Raw genomic sequence first — 16,761 nt, 5'->3', positions numbered from 1 at the left:
GTCCGGCCCCCGGAAGCGGCCCTCGAGCGGGTTCGATCGCCACCCGGCGGGCCGGCGCCCCGCGTACCGGCTATCTTGTGGGCGTGCAGGCGACGGCGGCGGAGCGGGACCGACGGTGATCCATTTTCCCGCGCAACGGCGAGGGCCGCTGAGCGCGCTGAGTCTGCGGCTGCTCGCCGCGCTCGGCCTGGTCCTGGCCACGGTCGCCGTGGTGTGGCTGGACCGCGACGGCTACCGGGACGTCAACGAGGACGGGCTCACCCTCCTCGACTGCTTCTACTACGTGGTGGTGTCGCTGTCCACCACCGGGTACGGCGACATCACCCCGGCCAGCCCCTCCGCCCGGCTGATCAACGTCCTGCTCATCACCCCCGCCCGGGTGATCTTCCTGATCATCCTGGTCGGCACCACCCTGGAAGTCCTGACCGAGCAGTACCGCACCGGCCGTCGCCTGTCGCGGTGGAGGAGAAGCGTGAAGGACCACGTCATCATCTGCGGCTACGGCACCAAGGGCCGCAGCGCGGTCTCCGCGCTGCTGGAGAACGGGACGGACAAGTCGAAGATCGTGGTGGTGGAGCGGAGCGGACCGGCGCTGCGCCAGGCCACCTCGAACGGCCTGGTGACGATCGAGGGTTCGGCGACCCGTTCCTCGGTGCTGGAGGAGGCGCACGTCCGTACCGCCAAGTCGGTGATCATCGCGACCGACAGCGACGACGCGTCGGTGCTTGTGGCGTTGACCGTCCGGCAGCTCACCGCCGGTCAGGTGCGGATCATCGCGGCGGTGCGGGAGGCGGAGAACGCGCCGCTGCTCAAGCAGAGCGGCGCGCACCACGTGATCGTCTCGTCGGCGACCGCCGGCCGGTTGCTCGGCCTCTCCACCTCGGCCCCGCCGCTGATCGACGTGGTCGAGGATCTGCTCACACCCGGTCAGGGCATGGCGCTGGCCATGCGGTCGGCCGAGCGCGCCGAGGTGGGCCGTTCGCCCCGCGAGCTGGAGTCGCTCGTCATCGCGCTGGTCCGCCGGGGCAAGGTGGTCACGTTGAACGACCGTGCCGCCGCGACGATCGAGACCGGTGACATGCTCGTGCACGTCCGCGACGACCGGCCGCAGGCCACCAGCGCGGTCTGAGCCTCGCGGGCCGGGCCGGGCCGCGGCGCAGGTCAGCAGGCGTCCGGCAGGTCCGTGGCGGCCTCGGTGCAGGTCGACGGCTGGCCCTGGCTGGCCCGGCGCAGCAGGTCGTAGAGCAGGTCCCGTTCGTCGGGCGCCAACGCGCCGAGCACCTCGTCCTCCGCCTCGGCGAGCGCGCACTCGGCCTCGCGCAGCCGGTTCGCGCCGGCGTCGGTGAGGCTGACCACGTGCCGGCGGCGGTCCCGCGGGGAGCGGCGGCGTTCCACCAGACCATCCGCCTCCAGGTCGTTGAGCAGTCCGACCACGTTGGTGCCGTCGAGCTGCAGCGTGCCGGCCAGCCCTTGCTGGCTGATGCCGTCCGCGTCGCGGAGCACGGTCAGCGCCACCAGGTGCCGGGGGCGAAGCCCCAGCGGGGCGAGCACCGTCTCCGAGCGCAGCCGCATAAGCCGGGCCAGGTGTTGCAGCAGTGGCCCGGAGCGACGCTCCGACTCCTCGACGGGGGTGGCGGACATGTGACCCAGTTTACGCGGACCGCCGGAGCATTAATCTGATATAAATAGTTGGTCCTACACGAATGATCTGCGAAGGAGTGATGGTCCATGGCTCATCTGCTGCATGTCGACTCCAGCATCACCGGGGAGCGGTCGATCAGCCGACGGCTCACCGCGCGCGCGGCCGCCGCCTGGCGGGCCGCCCACCCCGACGGCACCGTCACCTACCGCGACCTGGGGCAGAGCCCGCTGCCGCACCTGGACACCGCGACCGGGCTCGCGCGCGCCGTGCCGCCGGATCAGCACACCCCCGAGCAGCAGGCGTCCTGGCGACTGACCCAGGAGGTGGTGGCCGAGGTGAAGCGGGCCGACACGGTCCTGCTCGGCCTGCCGCTCTACAACTACGGTCCGCCCAGCAGCGTGAAGTCCTGGGTCGACCACCTGATCGCCCCCGGCATCGCGTACGACCCGGCGACCGGCGCCGGGCAGCTCGGCGGACGCCAGTTCGTCGTCCTGGTCAGCCGCGGCGGCGGGTACGGCGTGGGCACCCCGAAGCAGGGCTGGGACCACGCCGAGCCGTGGCTGCCGCACGGCCTGTCCCTGACCGGGCTCGAACCGCGGTTCATCTGCGCCGAGCTGACCCTGGCGCCGGTCAACCCGGCGATGGCCGAGCTGATCCCGCTGTTCGAGCAGAGCCTCGCCGCGGCCGAACGCGCCGTCGACGAGCTGTGGGTGCCGGCACCGGTGGCCGCCTGACCGGCGCATAGAACGAGGCGGGCCGCTCCGGTCAGGGAGCGGCCCGCCTCTCGCGTACGGCTGATCAGCGGCGGCTCAGAGGATCGTCCAGGTGTCGCCGCTGCCGAGCAGCGCGGCGAGCTGCTGGTCCGGGGTCTGGTCCACGCCGGCCCGGGCCGTGGCGACCTGCTCCTGCACCACGCTGTCGTAGGACGGGCGACCCACCGACCGGAACACCCCGATCGGCGTGTTGCGCAGATCCAGGCCGGGCAGCCGGGACAGCGCGAAGGCGTACGCCGGATCGGCCACCGTCGCGTCGTGCACCACGATGTCCCCGGCCGGGGTCGCCCCGGTCTCCCGCACCTCCAGCCCGAACCCGCCCGGCGGGTGGACGACGCAGAACTGCCCGTCCTTGCCGAACGTGATCGGCTGCCCGTGCTCCAACCGGATCAGGAAGTCGTCCCGGGTCGTCGGCTCCTTCAACGGTTCGAACGCGCCGTCGTTGAAGATGTTGCAGTTCTGGTAGATCTCCACGAACGCGGAGCCCTGGTGCTCGGCGGCGGCCCGCAGCACCGACTGCAGGTGCTTACGGTCCGAGTCGATGGTCCGGGCCACGAACGTGGCCTCCGCGCCGAGCGCCAGCGACAGCGGGTTGAACGGGGCGTCCGCCGAGCCGGCCGGGGTCGACTTGGTGATCTTGCCGACCTCCGAGGTCGGCGAGTACTGCCCCTTGGTCAGCCCGTAGATCCGGTTGTTGAACAGCAGGATCTTCAGGTTCACGTTGCGTCGCAGCGCGTGGATCAGGTGGTTGCCGCCGATGGAGAGCGCGTCGCCGTCACCGGTGACCACCCACACCGACAGGTCCGGCCGGGACACCGACAGGCCGGTGGCGATCGCCGGGGCGCGACCGTGGATCGAGTGCATCCCGTACGTGTTCATGTAGTACGGGAAGCGCGACGAGCAGCCGATGCCCGAGACGAAGACGATGTTCTCCCGGGGGATGTTCAGCTCCGGCATGAACCCCTGCACGGCGGCCAGGATGGCGTAGTCGCCGCAACCGGGGCACCAGCGCACCTCCTGGTCGGACTTGAAGTCCTTGGCGGTGAGCTTGAGGGTGACGGGCTCAGACATTCTTCAGGACCTCTTCCAGCATCGTCTCCAGCTCGGCGGCCGTGAACGGCAGGCCGCGGACCTGGTTGTAGCCGATCGCGTCGACCAGGTACCGCGCCCGGATCACGTGTGCGAGCTGACCGAGGTTCATCTCCGGTACGACCACCCGGTCGTAGCGGCCCAGCACCTCGCCGAGGTTGGCCGGCATCGGCGCCAGGTGCCGCAGGTGCGCCTGGGCCACCGCGAGCCCGCGCTGGCGCAGCCCACGGCAGGCGGCGCCGATCGGCCCGTACGTCGAGCCCCAACCCAGCACCAGCACCCGGGCGTCACCGCCCGGATCCTCCACCTCGACGTCCGGCACCGGGATCGTCTCGATCCGGGCCGCCCGCGTCCGCACCATGAAGTCGTGGTTGGCCGGGTCGTAGGAGATGTCGCCGGTCTTGTCGGCCTTCTCCAGGCCGCCGATCCGGTGCTCCAGGCCGGGCGTGCCCGGCACCGCCCACGGGCGGGCCAGCGTCTGCGGGTCACGCAGGTACGGCAGGAACGTGGTGCCGTCGTCCCCGTTGGGCCGGGTGGCGAACTCGACCCGCAGGTCGGGCAGCGACTCGACGTCCGGCAGCAGCCACGGCTCGGAGCCGTTGGCCACGTAGTTGTCGGAGAGCAGGATCACCGGGGTGCGGTAGGTCAGCGCGATCCGGGCCGCCTCCAGTGCGGCGTGGAAGCAGTCCGCCGGGGACTTCGGCGCGATCACCGCGACCGGGGCCTCGCCGTGCCGGCCGTACAGGGCCATGTTCAGGTCGGCCTGCTCGGTCTTGGTGGGCATGCCGGTGGACGGCCCGGCCCGCTGCACGTCGACGATGACCAGCGGCAGCTCCAGCGCCACCGCGAGGGAGATCGTCTCGCTCTTCAGCGCCACGCCCGGCCCACTCGTGGTGGTGACACCGAGCGAACCGCCGTACGAGGCGCCCAGCGCCGCGCCGACCGCGGCGATCTCGTCCTCGGCCTGCATGGTGACCACGCCGAACTTCTTGTGCTTGCTCAGCTCGTGCAGGATGTCCGACGCCGGGGTGATCGGGTATGCCCCCAGGAACACCGGCAGCCCGGAACGCACCCCGGCGGCCACCAGACCCAGCGACAGCGCCGCGTTGCCGGTGATGTTGCGGTAGGTGCCGGGCAGCATCCTGGCCGGCTTCACCTCGTAGCGCACCGAGAAGTCCTCGGTGGTCTCGCCGAAGTTCCAGCCCGCCCGGAACGCCGCCACGTTCGCCGCGACCAGCTCGGGGCGCTTGGCGAACTTGCGCTCCAGGAACCGCAGGGTCGACTCGTACGGGCGGGAGTACATCCAGCTCAGCAGCCCGAGCGCGAACATGTTCTTGGCCCGCTCGGCGTCCTTCTTGGACACGGCGTGCTCGGCCAGCGCGCCGACCGTCATCGAGGTGAGCGCCACCGGGTGCACCGCGTAGCCGGCCAGGGTGTCGTCGTCGAGCGGGCTCGTCGCGTAGCCGACCTTGGCCAGGTTGCGCCGGGTGAACTCGTCGGTGTTGACGATGATGTCCGCCCCGCGCGGCAGGTCGGCCAGGTTGGCCTTCAGCGCGGCCGGGTTCATCGCCACCAGCACGTTGGGCGCGTCACCCGGGGTGAGGATGTCGTAGTCGGCGAAGTGCACCTGGAAGCTCGACACGCCCGGCAGGGTGCCGGCAGGGGCGCGGATCTCGGCGGGAAAGTTGGGCAGCGTGGAGATGTCGTTGCCCAGTTGCGCCGTCTCCGAGGTGAACCGGTCGCCGGTGAGTTGCATGCCGTCGCCGGAGTCCCCGGCGAACCGGATGACCACCCGTTCCAGTTGACGGATCTGCTTGGTCACACCCGCACCTCGATTCGCTGAGCGCCGTCACCCCTCGCCGGTCCGGCCCGCTCCGTTTCTCACATCAGAGCCTACGTCGCCCGCTTAGGGCGACCTTGGTCGAGGTCCGCCGTGTGGGACCGGATCGAGCAGTCGTATGCCCCGATTTGCAGGGTTTAGTACCTCGACCGTAACCCAGATCACTATATATTCATGATCACCTGTCGGTGGCCGGACGGTCCGGCAGCGTGATGTCGCTGCGGCGGCGCAGCGAGCGGGTCGCCAACGCCAGCGCGAGCACGACCAGGAGCCCGGACACGGCGATCAGCGCGATCGCGAACCCCCGGGTCGAGGTGTCGTCCTTCGGCGTGCCGCCCGCGGCCAGCACCCCCTGCGAGCCGGTCGGCATCGGCGCCCCCTGCGGCGGCGTGGCGTCCGCCGCCGCCGCGCTGATCCGGAAACTCATCTGGACCTGCCGGTCCCGCCCGCTGCGCGGGTCCAGCCGGCCGATCACCGCGCCGGACAGTGGTGCCCGCCGCTGCGCCTCCGCCGAGGCGACAAGCGTCAGCCGCAGGGTGGCGACCCGGCCGGCCGGCAGGACACCCAGCTCGCACCGGGTCCGGTCGGGGGAGACGGCGGCGCAGCCGCCCGTGGGGCCGCCGGCGGTCACCCCGGCCGGCAGCAGCACCTCCACCCGGCCGGTGGCGTCCACCTCGCCGGTGTTGCCCAGCCGCACGGTAAGCGTGCTGGGCGCGCCGCTGATGTCGAAGAGCACCTCGTCGGCGCGCAGCGAGATGCCGGGCACCGGCGGTCCGGCGGGGAAGAGCACCGCGAACCCCTCGTCGTCGTACGCCTCACCGGGGATCCCGGGTGCGACCGCGCTGACCCGTACCGAACCGGCCAACGGCATGGTCCGCCACGCGTCCCCGGCGACCCGGAGCTGCAGGACCGCACTGAACCGAGCCCCCGGCGGGGCGTCCCACCCGGCGCAGCGGTGGTCCACCCCGCCGGCCGCGACGCAGCCCGGCGTGCCCGCGTCGGTCAGCCCGGGCGGCAACGTGTAGCCGAGGCTGATCCGCTCCGCCCGTTCGCCGGTGTTCGTCACGGTCACCCGCAGCGTGGTCACCGTGCTGTCCGCGTTCCAGTAGGACGGGGTGAGCACCACGTCGTCGGTCTGCACCCGTACCCCCAGCTGCCCGCTGCCCGGTGGCCGTGAGGGCTGGGCCGGCGGTGCGGCCGGCGGCGGAGGCGGCGGCGGGGCGGGCGCGGTGGTGGCCGGCGCGGTGGTGATCGGCGCGGGGTCGGCCGGCGCGGTGGTGGCCGGCGGTGGGGGCGGCGTGGTCGCCGCGGGTTCGGTCGGCGGGGGTGGGGCCTCGGTGGGCGGTGGGTCCGAGGGAGTGACCGTCGGCTCCTCGGTGGGCGGCGGCTCGGTCGGGTCGCCCTCGATGCCTCCGCCCGGGTCGACCGGCTCGACGGCCCGCACCACACCGTTCGGCGCGGCGCCGGCCCACGTCGGCGGCGTCACCGCACCCACCGCCGCGACCATCACCGCCGCGAACCCGACGAGGGTACGGCGGACCGTGGCGCGCCGGACGGGACGAACGCGAGGGCGAGGCATTTGTCCTCCGGGACGTTTCATGAGGGTCTCATTATTCGGTCTTGCTTGCCGCCCAGCACTAGTCCGGCCAGGAAACGAATCCGTAACGTGTTCGGGACGGCCGGGCGGGACCGGTACGCTCCGGGCGTGAGCGGATACCTGGGGTCGTACGCCACGCTCGGTCTGCTGCTGCTCGCCGCCGTGCTCTTCTTCGTGACGGCGTTCTCGGCCAATCGGGTGTTACGTCCCGCCCGGCCGGCCGAGCCCTGGGGCAAGCGGACCAGCTACGAGTGCGGTCTCGACCCGGTCGGCGGCGACTGGGCCCAGATGCAGATCCGCTACTACGTCTACGCCTACCTCTACGTGCTCTTCGCGGTCGAGGCGGTGTTCCTGTTCCCCTGGGCGCTGGTCTTCGACCGCCCCGGCTTCGGCGCCACCACGGTGGCCGAGATGGGGGTGTTCGTGGCGATCGTCGCGCTCGGCATCCTCTACGCCTGGCGGCGCGGCGTGCTGCGCTGGACCTGACCTGACCTGACCTGACCTGACCTGACCTGACCTGACCTGACCTGACCTGACCTGACCTGACCTGACCTGACCTGTCAGGCCAGGCCGCGCCGGCCCACCGCCGGCGGCCGGTCCCCCCGGATCGACGCGACCATGTCCAGCACCCGGCGGGTCTGACGGACCTGGTGGGCGCGGAACACCCGGGCGCCGAGCCACGCCGACACCGCGGTGGCGGCCAGCGTCCCCTCCAGCCGCTCGGGCACCGGCAGGTCGAGCGTCTCGCCGATGAAGTCCTTGTTCGACAGCGCCACCAGCAGCGGCCAACCGGTGCCGGTCAGCTCGGCCAACCGCCGGGTGATCTCCAGCGAGTGCCGGGTGTTCTTGCCGAAGTCGTGCGCTGGGTCGATCAGGATGCCGTCCCGGCGTACGCCCAGCCCGACCGCGCGTTCGGCGAGCCCGGTGACGGTGGTGAGCACGTCGGCCACCACGTCGTCGAAGGCCGCCCGGTGCGGGCGGGTACGCGGGGCGAGCCCGCCGGCGTGCGAGCACACCAGCCCGGCACCTGTGGTCGCGGCGACCCGGGCCAGTGCCGGGTCCGCCCCCGACCAGGTGTCGTTGAGCAGGTCGGCGCCGGCGCCGATGGCCTCCACCGCCACCTCGGCCCGCCAGGTGTCGATGGAGATGACCACGTCGGGAAACGCGGCCCGGACCGCGGCGATGGTGTCCACCGTGCGCCGGATCTCCTCGGCCACGTCCACCTCGTCGCCCGGGCCCGCCTTCACCCCGCCGATGTCGATGATCTCCGCGCCCTCGGTGACCGCGCGTTCCACCGCTCGCAGCGCGCTGTCCTGGGCGAAGGTGGAGCCGCGGTCGAAGAACGAGTCGGGGGTGCGGTTGACGATCGCCATCACCACCAGCTCACCGGGGGCGAAGGTCCGCCCGCCCAGCCGCAACGCCCCGGTCATGCCGCCTCCTCGTCGCCCGGCCCACGCCGGCCGGTTCGACGCTATCCGGTCATCCCCGTGCCGCCGCCCGGGGGCGGTGGCACACGGCCGGGGAGGATGCCGCGAATCCCGACCGGACCCGTCGGAGGGCTCGCCCGATCCGGGCGGGCATGCCACGATCTCTGCATGGGTGAGGTCTTGCTCCTCTTGGTCGTCGCGCTGACCGTCGCGGCTGTGGTGTTCGGGGTGACGGTGCTGGTTTCCGGAAAGGACCCGGGCCTCGCGCCGGTCGAGCCGGACGGGCAGGCCGTGCCTCTGCCGGGCGGCCGCCCGCTCGACGAGTCGGACGTGGCCCGCACCCGTTTCGACACGGCGCTGCGCGGCTACCGGATGGCCCAGGTCGACGCCGCGCTGCGCCGGGCGGCCTACGACATCGGCTACAAGTCGGAGCTGATCGGCGTGCTGGAGGCGGAGAACGCGGCCCTGCGCGAGGGGCGGATCGAGGACGCCGACGCGCTGCGCCAGGCCCGCGCGGAGGCCGCCGCCGCGGTGCGGCCGGAGACCGACACGCCGTCGGCGAACGAACCGGTCGTAATCGACCTGTCGGCGGAGACCGACCGGGTGGAGACCGACCGGGTGGAGGCGGACCGGGCGGAGGCGGACCGGGCGGAGGCGGGCGTGGCAGAGGCGGGCGTGGCAGAGGCCCCCGCGGCCGCCGCCACCGAGGACACCACCGCCCCGGCGAACGACCTCGCCGGCGGGGGTGACGACCGGGAGCGCGGGTCGGTGGTCCGCTCGGAGTCGGCGTGACCGGCCCGGACCGGCCCGGGGACTTCGCCGAGGCGGCGCGACGCGGTGCCGCCGAGGTCACCGCCACCGTGCTGGTGAACGCGCCGGCCGACCGGGTGTTCGCCGCGCTGACCGCGTGGGAGCGGCAGTCGGACTGGATCCCGTTGACGACGGTGCGGGTGGTCGAGGGCGACGGCGGCGAGGGCAGCCTCGTCGAGGCCGTCACCACGCTCGGGCCGGCGGTGCTCCGGGACGAGATGCGGGTGGTCCGGGTCGACGCCCCGTACGAGGTCGGGGTGGTGCACTGCGGCAAGCTGCTGCGCGGTCCCGGCGTGCTGCGCTGCACCCCGATGGGCCCCGACCGCACCCAGGTGGTCTGGCACGAGTGGTTCCACCTGCCGGGCGGGCCGGCCGGCCGGGTGGCCTGGCCGGTGCTCTGGCCCGGCTCGAAGTTCAGCCTGACCCAGGCGTTGAAGAAGTTCGCCCGACTGGTCGAGCAGGGCCGCCTGCCCTGAGCGGAGCGGTCCGGCTGTCGGTGGGCTGACCTACCGTGTACGTCGTGACTGACCTGGTGACCGGCGCCGACGGGCTGTCCCGTTGCGCCTGGGGGGCGAGCACCCCGGACTACGCCGTCTACCACGACCGCGAGTGGGGCCGGCCGCTGCGCGGCGACGACGCGCTCTACGAACGGCTCACCCTGGAGGCGTTCCAGTCCGGCCTGTCCTGGCTGACCATCCTGCGCAAGCGGCAGGCGTTCCGGCTGGCCTTCGACGGCTTCCGGATCGACGCGGTGGCCCGCTACGGCGAGGCCGACGTGGCCCGGCTGATGGCCGACGCCGGGATCGTCCGCAACCGGGCCAAGATCGAGGCGGCCGTCGCCAACGCCCGGGCCGCGCTGGACCTGCCCGACGGCCTCTCCGCGCTGCTCTGGTCCTACGCGCCCGCACCCCGGGCGGCGCGCCCCCGGTCCTTCGCCGAGGTGCCGGCGACCACCCCGGAGTCGACCGCGATGGCCAAGGCGCTCAAGAAGCGGGGTTTCCGGTTCGTCGGCCCCACCACCGCCTACGCCCTGATGCAGGCCACCGGCATGGTCGACGACCACCTCGCCGACTGCCACGTGAGCGGTGACCGGGCCGGGGTGTGACCGACCGCCCCGGCCCGGCGTGATGGGATTGGGACATGACCGACATCGAGCCGCGTACGAGCGGGACGACCGACGGTGACACCGCGACCGGCGCGTGGGCGGTGCTGCTGCCCGCCGAGCGTTTCGAGGCCGAGCGACTGGTGCACCACGACGTGCTGGAGCTGACCGGGCTGCCGCGGGCGTCCCGCCCCCAGCCGGGTGACCGGGTGGCGGTGCTTGTCGACGAGCCGCTGCGGCTGGTCGCCCTCGGGCGGGTCGCGTCGGCTGACGCCGGGGCCCGGGAGGACCCGGACGACCCGCTGTCCGACCCGGCCGTCGGGGCGCTCGTGGTGACGTACACCCGGCGGGTGCTCGACGAGCCGGTGCCGGTGGACGGCCCGGTCCTCGACGGGCCGGTCGTGGCGCTGGACGCCGCCCGCTGGCGGTCCCTGGCCGACCGGCTGGGCCCGCCGCCGACCCGCAGCACCTGGCTGGTCAGCCTGGATCTGCCGATCGAGGCGACCTCACGGGCCGAGGCGGTGCGGATCTTCTGGTCCTACGTGCAGGAGCTGGGGCCGCGGGAGTTGCCGGCGTTCGTCTCACCCTACGGCGACGAGCTGGCCATGCAGGCGTTCGTGCTCGGGGTCGAGGCCAACCAGGACCCGGAGGAGGACGACTGACGGCCGGGCAGCGCCCGGTCAGCGGCCCTCGAAGACCGGCTTCTGCTTGTTGACGAACGCCCGGGTGGCGGCCCGGTGGTCAGCGGTGGCCCCACAGATCGTCTGCGCCTGCGCCTCGGCGGCGAGCGCGTCGGCGAGCGTGCCGGCGTCGGCGATGGAGAGCTGCCGCTTGATCGCCCCGTACGCGACGGTCGGTCCGGCGGCGAGCCGGGCGGCCAGTTCCTGCGCCGCCGGGAGGACCTGCTCGTCGTCGTCCACCAGCCGGGTGAGCAGACCCAGCCGGCAGGCGTCGTCGGCGCCGACCGGCTCGGCGAGCATCAGCAGCTCGACCGCCTTGGCGTGGCCGACCAGGCGGGGCAGCGTCCAGGAGGCGCCGGTGTCGGCGGCGAGCCCCACCCCGGCGAACGCCATCAGGAACCGGGTCTTCGGGCCGCCGATGCGGAAGTCGGCCAGGAACGCCAGCGAGGCGCCGGCCCCGGCGGCCATCCCGCGTACGGCGGCGACCACCGGCTTGGGCAGGTTCGCCAGCCGGGCGGCGATCGGGTTGTAGTGGGCCCGGACAGTGCCCAGCGGGTCGGCGCCCACCGAGTCCAGCGTCTGCACGTGCTCACGCAGGTCCTGCCCGGCGCTGAACGCGCCACCGGCACCGGCCAGCACGACCGCCCGGCAGGACCGGTCGGTCTCCAGCTCGGCCAGGACGTCCCGGAGCGCCTCCTTGAGCGCCACGTCGAGCGCGTTCATCGCCGTCGGGCGGTTCAGGGTCAGGGTGACGACGGCGTCGGTGCGGTCGACGAGCAGCGGCTCGGTCACGTTCTAACGACCCTTCTGTCGGGCGAGGCGGTGGCTGGCGTCGAGGCACTGCTCGACGTACCGGTCGGCGGCCGGCCGGAGCCGGGTCGCGTGCCGGTCGAAGAAACTGGCCGCGCTGGTGCCCGGCCAGCGCTCGGGCAGCAGCGCCGGCGGCAACTGCGGGTCCCGGAACAGGAAGGTACGCCACGCGTGCACCAGCCGGAACCGGGCCGCGTACGCCTCCTCGTCGCTGCTGCGCACGGTGACCCCGGACAGCAGCGGCTTCTGCTCGGCGACGAAGCGCTCGTACGCCCGGCCGATCTCGGTCAGGTCCCAGGCCCGGCGTACCACGCCCATGGCGCCGGGTGTGCCGGCGGCGTGCGCGGCGGTGAACCGCTCGAAGCGCACGCCCGCCTCGTCGAGCAGCAGGTCGACGTCCTCGCCGGGGCGGGTCGCGACCCAGGTGCAGTCGTCGAGCGTGCCGTAGCCGAGGAAGCTGAGATTGGCGGCGAGCCGCTGCCGGTCCCGCCGGGAGGCGGGCGCGGTGAGCACCAGGAGATCGAACCTTCCGTCCCAACTGTGCCGTCCGGTCCGGTAGATCCGGGACGCTGCCTCGTCGAGTCGACGGCCCGCCTTCGGCGTGATCGAATATCCCGGCCCGGAGGAGAGACGCAGCGGTTCCAGCCAGCCCTGGCGGACCATGCGGGAGACCGCGGTGCGTACCGCCGGTGGCGCGATCCCGAGCGGGGCGAGCAGCTTGACCAGGGCGGCCACCGGTGCGCGGCCACCTCGGGCGCGGAGGTGGTCGCCGTACAGGTCGAAGAGTGCCGACCGTGCCTGCATGACCGCACATTGTGACAGGCCTACCCAAGATAAGCTAGATGCTGTTACATCAATGCTGCCTCGGTTTGGGTCCGGCGGTGTTCATCAGGGAAAATCGTTGCCGAGCCTCCGCGATAATTGCGGCAGGCGTGGCGAAGTGGCTGTGGGGCAACCCACCGACCCTGGCGTAGGTCTGAGGGGAGACAACATGGCGGCGATGAAGCCGCGGACGGGCGACGGTCCGCTGGAAGTCACCAAGGAGGGCCGGGGCATCGTCATGCGGGTCCCGCTGGAGGGTGGTGGCCGGCTCGTCGTCGAGATGACTCCCGACGAGGCCACCGCGCTTGGTGACGCGCTCAAGGCGGCCGCCGGCTGATTCGAGGAGTCCGCCCGCGCGACATCCGTCGTGCGGGCGGTTCGTCCTACCCTGAGCCACCGGCATGGCCGGTGGCTCAGGGCCTTTCTCGACCGCTGAGCGGCGAAAAGTCCCGCTCGATGCAGTTTCGGAGGTACTGTCCAGCGTGCTGGCCATTCGTCTGGTGCGTGGGTCCTCGGAGCCCGCGGCCCTTGTCCTGCCCGTTCGTCCCGGAGGGCCGGATGCCCCGGCCGAACTGGCCCCGACCGCGGTCGCGCCGGACGACGACGTCCGGGCCGAGGCGACCGCCGTGCTGGCCGCGTCCCGGCTCACCGGTACCGCTGGGGAACTGCGCGAACACCTCCGCCCCGGCGGCCGCCCGGCCCGGCTCTGGTTGCTCGGCGTCGGGGACGGCGGCGAGCGCGACTGGCGTACCGCAGGTGGGGCGCTGGCCCGTGCCGGGCGAGATGAGACACAGATCACAATCGCGTTGTCCGGGGAGGCGACCGCGGCGCTACGCGGACTGGCCGAAGGGCTGCTGCTCGGCGCGTACCGCTTCCGCCTCACCGAGGCCGGCGAACGACCCGCCCTGGCCGAGGCGCAGATCCTGACCGCCGACCCGGACGCGCTCGCCGGCACGCTCGCCACCGCCCGGACCACCGCCGAGATGACCATGCTGGCCCGGGACCTGACGAACATGCCGGCGTCGACCAAGAACCCGCGGTGGCTCGCCGACCAGGTGGCGCAGGCCGCGTCCGGCCGGGCCGACCTGCACCTGCGGGTCCGGGAGCCGCAGGAGCTGGCCGCCGAGGGCTTCGGCGGTCTCCTGGCCGTCGGCGGCGGCTCGGCCCAGGGGCCGCGCCTGGTCGAGCTGGACTGGCGGCCGGCCGGCGCGCGCACCCACGTGGTGCTGGTCGGCAAGGGCATCACCTTCGACACCGGCGGCATCTCGATCAAGCCGGTGCCGGCCATGAAGCTCATGCGCAAGGACATGGGTGGGGCCGCCGCCGTCCTCGCCGCTACGCTCGGCGCCGCCGAGTTGCGCCTGCCGGTACGGGTCACCACGCTGGCCCCGCTTGCCGAGAACGCGGTCAGCGGCTCGGCCTTCCGCCCCGGCGACATCATCCGGCACTACGGCGGGCTGACCAGCGAGAGCACCAACACCGACGCCGAGGGGCGGCTGGTGCTCGCCGACGCGCTGGCGTACGCCGTCCGCGAACTGAAGCCGGACCTGCTCGTCGACCTGGCGACCCTGACCGGCGCCAACGCGGTTGCCCTGGGCAAGCGGCACGCCGCGCTCTACAGCGAGAACGACACGCTGGCCGACGACCTGCTCGACGCGATCAGCGCGGCCGGTGAACGGGCCTGGCGGCTGCCGCTGGCCGACGACTACCTGGAATATCTGGGCAGCGACATCGCCGACCTGCACAGCTCCCCGGCTCGGGGCGCCGGGTCGGTGGTGGCCGCGCTGTTCCTGCGGGAGTTCACCGGCGACCTGCGGGACCGGTGGGCGCACCTGGACATGTCCGCCCCGTCCTGGTCCGACGACACGAACGGCGAACTGGTCAAGGGCGCCACCGGCTGGGGCGTACGCGGGTTGCTGCGGTGGCTGGCGACGCTCGGCTGAGCGGGTCAGCTCTTCACGGCGGCGAGCAGCCCGTGGCCGACCGGCAGCAGCGCGGGCACCCAGTTCTCCGACTCGCGGATCGCCTTTATCGTCTCCCGGACCGTGACCGTCTCGACGTCCCGTGCCGCCGGGTCACCGATCCGGCCGGCGGCCAGGGCGCCGTTGAGCGCGAGCACACCGCCGGGCCGCAGCAGCCGCAGCGCCGCGTCCACGTACGCGGCGTAGCCGGTCGCCGCCGCGTCCACGAAGACCAGGTCGTAGACGCCGTCCGCGAGCCGGGGCAGCACGTCGAGGGCCCGCCCGGTGATGATCCGGGTACGCCCCGACGGGAAACCCGCCTCCTGGAACAGGCGCCGGGCGATGCGCTGGTATTCGACCTCCACGTCGATCGTGGTAAGCACGCCGTCCGGGCGCATCCCGCGCAGCAGCCAGACGCCGCTGACCCCGGTGCCGGTGCCGATCTCCACCACCGCACGGGCGTTGCCGGCGGCGGCGAGCAGCCGCAGCGCGGAACCCGAGCCGGGCGTCACCGCTTCCACGCCCACCTCGTGGGCGAGGGCGCGGGCCGTGCGCAGCACGAGATCCTCGGTGACGTACGACTCGGCGAACTGCAGCGCCTGGGCCGTCGAGCTGCCGTGACCGGCGACCGTGGCGATGGGACACCTCCGGGGGGCGGGGTGGTGCGAGGGGCGGTGTGCACTGTGAGCGTAGATGCGGGCCGGTACCGGCGCAGCCGCGAGCCCGCCGTCGGGCGATCACGGACGACAACCCCTGACTCCATTCGCGGCATCCGTGTAATCCTGGATGTGTCCCGCGCGTCACCCTCGTCCGGCTCCGCCGGTCTTCGGCGCGGGGCCAGCGGCACGGAGTGGGAGGCACCGACGTGACGGACGGCTGGGACTGGCGCCGGCCCGGCGGCTCGCCGGCAGCGGCAGGCGGGCCAGGGCCCGAGGGGCCGCTGCGGGGCACCCCGGATCAGACGGCCTCGCCGTGGTGGTCCGACGCGCTCGCCGACCCGTGGCGGGACCCGTACGCCCCCACGGCGGTGGTGGTCCCGGCCGCCCCGCAGGCCGGGACGAGTGAGCCGGAACCGGTGACGGACCCGGATGCGCCGACCCGGCCGGGGATGCGACAGGTGGTGCTGATCTCACTGGTCACCGCGCTGTTGGCCGGCTCGCTGGGCAGCGCCCTGACGTACGCGCTGCTGCGTGGCGGGGACGTGCCGACGCTGGGTGCGCAGGCCGGGCAGGCCCCGGCGCTGACCCAGCGCAAGCCCGAGTCGCTTGCCGGGGTCGCCGAGCGGGTCCTGCCCAGCGTGGTCACCATCCGGGTGGCCAGCCTCGGCGGCACAAGCGAGGGCTCCGGGTTCGTGGTCAGTACCGAGGGGCACATCGTCACCAACGACCACGTGGTCGCCGACGGCCCCGGCAAGGCCACCGTCGTGTTCAACGACGGCAGCACCGCCGCGGCCACCGTCGTCGGGCAGGACCCGGAGTCGGACCTTGCGGTGATCAAGGTCTCCCGCACCGGACTGACCCCGGTGCAGTTCGGCGACTCCGACACACTGGCCGTCGGCGACCCGGTGCTCGCCGTCGGCTCGCCGTTGTCGCTGGCCAACACCGTGACCGCCGGCATCGTCAGCGCGCTGGACCGGACGATGCGGGCCGGTGAGCCGGGCGGCCCGATCCGCTACTACGCGGCGATCCAGACCGACGCGGCGGTCAACCACGGCAACTCCGGCGGCCCGCTCGTGGACGGGGCCGGTCGGGTGGTCGGGGTGAACTCGACGATCAAGTCGCTGGTGGCCGACGGGCAGGAGGCCGGCAACATCGGTCTGGCCTTCGCCATCCCGATCAACCAGGCGAAGCGGATCGCCGAGGAGATCATCGGCACCGGCAAGGCCCGGCGTACGGTGATCGGCGCCCAGGTGGGCGGCACGGGCGCGACCGGCGGCGGGGTCCGTCTCAACGCGGTCGAGCCGGCCGGTCCGGCGGCGGCCGCCGGGTTGCGCACCGGCGACGTGGTGCTGCGGCTGGACCGCCATCCGATGACCGACCCGACCGATCTGGTGGCCCTGGTGCGCAAGTACGCGCCCGGCTCGGTGGTGACGGTGGAGTATCGGCGTGGGTCGGCCCGGCAGAACGCGTCGGTGACACTGGCCGCGGATGCGAAGTGAGGGCCCCGTACCCCTCCCGGAGGGTCACCTCACGTGCGTAGTCTTGCCCT

Annotated in this window: 18 protein-coding genes; 10 read left to right on the top strand and 8 right to left on the bottom strand. The window is 73.2% G+C overall.

What is annotated here, in order from left to right; genetic code table 11:
• Nucleotides 1-115 precede the first annotated feature (115 nt).
• Nucleotides 116-1,129: a potassium channel family protein gene (locus ACLQ2X_RS06315; protein ID WP_425679975.1), complete on the top strand. Its 1,014-nt coding sequence runs from the start codon at nucleotides 116-118 to the stop codon at nucleotides 1,127-1,129.
• A 32-nt stretch (nucleotides 1,130-1,161) separates the two neighbouring features.
• Here ACLQ2X_RS06315 and ACLQ2X_RS06310 read toward each other — a convergent pair whose 3' ends face one another.
• Nucleotides 1,162-1,641 (bottom strand): MarR family winged helix-turn-helix transcriptional regulator, encoded by a 480-nt coding sequence (locus ACLQ2X_RS06310; RefSeq protein ID WP_425679974.1) that lies wholly within the window; start codon nucleotides 1,639-1,641, stop codon nucleotides 1,162-1,164.
• An 87-nt stretch (nucleotides 1,642-1,728) separates the two neighbouring features.
• Here ACLQ2X_RS06310 and ACLQ2X_RS06305 point away from each other — a divergent pair, with 87 nt between their 5' ends.
• Entirely contained in the window at nucleotides 1,729-2,376 is a 648-nt protein-coding gene (locus tag ACLQ2X_RS06305; RefSeq protein WP_425679973.1) for an FMN-dependent NADH-azoreductase, read from the top strand.
• Nucleotides 2,377-2,451: 75 nt separating this feature from the next.
• Here the strand turns inward: ACLQ2X_RS06305 and ACLQ2X_RS06300 are convergent, their stop codons facing one another.
• The 3 genes from ACLQ2X_RS06300 to ACLQ2X_RS06290 all read right to left on the bottom strand — a co-directional run bounded on the left by ACLQ2X_RS06300 (nucleotide 2,452) and on the right by ACLQ2X_RS06290 (nucleotide 6,923).
• Complete coding sequence (locus ACLQ2X_RS06300; RefSeq protein ID WP_425679972.1) at nucleotides 2,452-3,486, bottom strand: 2-oxoacid:ferredoxin oxidoreductase subunit beta; 1,035 nt, start codon at nucleotides 3,484-3,486, stop codon at nucleotides 2,452-2,454.
• The gene (locus ACLQ2X_RS06295; protein ID WP_425679971.1) at nucleotides 3,479-5,326 is read right to left on the bottom strand and encodes a 2-oxoacid:acceptor oxidoreductase subunit alpha; all 1,848 of its coding nucleotides are present in this window, start codon (nucleotides 5,324-5,326) and stop codon (nucleotides 3,479-3,481) included. The genes ACLQ2X_RS06300 and ACLQ2X_RS06295 overlap by 8 nt, the downstream gene beginning before the upstream one ends.
• A gap of 196 nt (nucleotides 5,327-5,522) precedes the next feature.
• Complete coding sequence (locus ACLQ2X_RS06290; RefSeq protein WP_425679970.1) at nucleotides 5,523-6,923, bottom strand: hypothetical protein; 1,401 nt, start codon at nucleotides 6,921-6,923, stop codon at nucleotides 5,523-5,525.
• Nucleotides 6,924-7,049: 126 nt separating this feature from the next.
• Between ACLQ2X_RS06290 and ACLQ2X_RS06285 the strand changes: the two genes are divergently transcribed.
• On the top strand, nucleotides 7,050-7,427 hold the full coding sequence (locus ACLQ2X_RS06285; protein ID WP_425679969.1) for an NADH-quinone oxidoreductase subunit A: 378 nt from the start codon (nucleotides 7,050-7,052) through the stop codon (nucleotides 7,425-7,427).
• Between the two features lie 74 nt (nucleotides 7,428-7,501).
• Here the strand turns inward: ACLQ2X_RS06285 and folP are convergent, their stop codons facing one another.
• Nucleotides 7,502-8,371 carry a dihydropteroate synthase gene (folP, locus tag ACLQ2X_RS06280; RefSeq protein WP_425679968.1) on the bottom strand — a complete coding sequence of 290 codons (870 nt, stop codon included), beginning with the start codon at nucleotides 8,369-8,371 and terminating at the stop codon, nucleotides 7,502-7,504.
• 165 nt (nucleotides 8,372-8,536) lie between these two features.
• On the opposite strand from folP, the gene ACLQ2X_RS06275 reads away from it, so the two are divergent.
• The 4 genes from ACLQ2X_RS06275 to ACLQ2X_RS06260 are packed head-to-tail and all read left to right on the top strand — an operon-like array spanning nucleotide 8,537 to nucleotide 10,942.
• The gene (locus ACLQ2X_RS06275) at nucleotides 8,537-9,160 is read left to right on the top strand and encodes a DivIVA domain-containing protein (RefSeq protein ID WP_425679967.1); all 624 of its coding nucleotides are present in this window, start codon (nucleotides 8,537-8,539) and stop codon (nucleotides 9,158-9,160) included.
• Entirely contained in the window at nucleotides 9,157-9,654 is a 498-nt protein-coding gene (locus tag ACLQ2X_RS06270) for an SRPBCC family protein (RefSeq protein ID WP_425679966.1), read from the top strand. The genes ACLQ2X_RS06275 and ACLQ2X_RS06270 overlap by 4 nt, the downstream gene beginning before the upstream one ends.
• 44 nt (nucleotides 9,655-9,698) lie before the next feature.
• Nucleotides 9,699-10,283: a DNA-3-methyladenine glycosylase I gene (locus ACLQ2X_RS06265; protein WP_425679965.1), complete on the top strand. Its 585-nt coding sequence runs from the start codon at nucleotides 9,699-9,701 to the stop codon at nucleotides 10,281-10,283.
• A 35-nt stretch (nucleotides 10,284-10,318) separates the two neighbouring features.
• Nucleotides 10,319-10,942: a hypothetical protein gene (locus ACLQ2X_RS06260; protein WP_425679964.1), complete on the top strand. Its 624-nt coding sequence runs from the start codon at nucleotides 10,319-10,321 to the stop codon at nucleotides 10,940-10,942.
• Nucleotides 10,943-10,960: 18 nt separating this feature from the next.
• Here the strand turns inward: ACLQ2X_RS06260 and ACLQ2X_RS06255 are convergent, their stop codons facing one another.
• The gene (locus tag ACLQ2X_RS06255; RefSeq protein ID WP_425679963.1) at nucleotides 10,961-11,752 is read right to left on the bottom strand and encodes an enoyl-CoA hydratase-related protein; all 792 of its coding nucleotides are present in this window, start codon (nucleotides 11,750-11,752) and stop codon (nucleotides 10,961-10,963) included.
• 3 nt (nucleotides 11,753-11,755) lie between these two features.
• The gene (locus tag ACLQ2X_RS06250; protein ID WP_425679962.1) at nucleotides 11,756-12,574 is read right to left on the bottom strand and encodes a PaaX family transcriptional regulator C-terminal domain-containing protein; all 819 of its coding nucleotides are present in this window, start codon (nucleotides 12,572-12,574) and stop codon (nucleotides 11,756-11,758) included.
• Nucleotides 12,575-12,761: 187 nt separating this feature from the next.
• Between ACLQ2X_RS06250 and ACLQ2X_RS06245 the strand changes: the two genes are divergently transcribed.
• Both ACLQ2X_RS06245 and ACLQ2X_RS06240 read left to right on the top strand, forming a co-directional pair.
• Nucleotides 12,762-12,929: a DUF3117 domain-containing protein gene (locus tag ACLQ2X_RS06245; protein ID WP_013283866.1), complete on the top strand. Its 168-nt coding sequence runs from the start codon at nucleotides 12,762-12,764 to the stop codon at nucleotides 12,927-12,929.
• Nucleotides 12,930-13,074: 145 nt separating this feature from the next.
• Entirely contained in the window at nucleotides 13,075-14,535 is a 1,461-nt protein-coding gene (locus ACLQ2X_RS06240; protein WP_425679961.1) for a leucyl aminopeptidase family protein, read from the top strand.
• Nucleotides 14,536-14,540: 5 nt separating this feature from the next.
• Here ACLQ2X_RS06240 and ACLQ2X_RS06235 read toward each other — a convergent pair whose 3' ends face one another.
• Nucleotides 14,541-15,113 carry an O-methyltransferase gene (locus tag ACLQ2X_RS06235; protein WP_425679960.1) on the bottom strand — a complete coding sequence of 191 codons (573 nt, stop codon included), beginning with the start codon at nucleotides 15,111-15,113 and terminating at the stop codon, nucleotides 14,541-14,543.
• Nucleotides 15,114-15,418: 305 nt separating this feature from the next.
• On the opposite strand from ACLQ2X_RS06235, the gene ACLQ2X_RS06230 reads away from it, so the two are divergent.
• On the top strand, nucleotides 15,419-16,711 hold the full coding sequence (locus ACLQ2X_RS06230; protein ID WP_425679959.1) for a S1C family serine protease: 1,293 nt from the start codon (nucleotides 15,419-15,421) through the stop codon (nucleotides 16,709-16,711).
• The last annotated feature ends 50 nt before the right edge of the window (nucleotides 16,712-16,761 follow it).

This window comes from Micromonospora sp. DT31 (assembly GCF_049841795.1).
GTDB lineage: Bacteria > Actinomycetota > Actinomycetes > Mycobacteriales > Micromonosporaceae > Micromonospora.
This window is presented reverse-complemented; position numbering and strand designations above follow the sequence as displayed.

Coding starts and splice junctions, on each gene's coding strand:
- ACLQ2X_RS06245 (WP_013283866.1), top strand. CDS start 12,762: ATGGCGGCGATGAAGCCGCGGACGGGCGACGGTCCGCTGGAAGTCACC.
- ACLQ2X_RS06300 (WP_425679972.1), bottom strand. CDS start 3,486: ATGTCTGAGCCCGTCACCCTCAAGCTCACCGCCAAGGACTTCAAGTCC.
- ACLQ2X_RS06305 (WP_425679973.1), top strand. CDS start 1,729: ATGGCTCATCTGCTGCATGTCGACTCCAGCATCACCGGGGAGCGGTCG.
- ACLQ2X_RS06275 (WP_425679967.1), top strand. CDS start 8,537: ATGGGTGAGGTCTTGCTCCTCTTGGTCGTCGCGCTGACCGTCGCGGCT.
- ACLQ2X_RS06260 (WP_425679964.1), top strand. CDS start 10,319: ATGACCGACATCGAGCCGCGTACGAGCGGGACGACCGACGGTGACACC.
- ACLQ2X_RS06310 (WP_425679974.1), bottom strand. CDS start 1,641: ATGTCCGCCACCCCCGTCGAGGAGTCGGAGCGTCGCTCCGGGCCACTG.
- ACLQ2X_RS06290 (WP_425679970.1), bottom strand. CDS start 6,923: ATGCCTCGCCCTCGCGTTCGTCCCGTCCGGCGCGCCACGGTCCGCCGT.
- ACLQ2X_RS06250 (WP_425679962.1), bottom strand. CDS start 12,574: ATGCAGGCACGGTCGGCACTCTTCGACCTGTACGGCGACCACCTCCGC.
- folP (WP_425679968.1), bottom strand. CDS start 8,371: ATGACCGGGGCGTTGCGGCTGGGCGGGCGGACCTTCGCCCCCGGTGAG.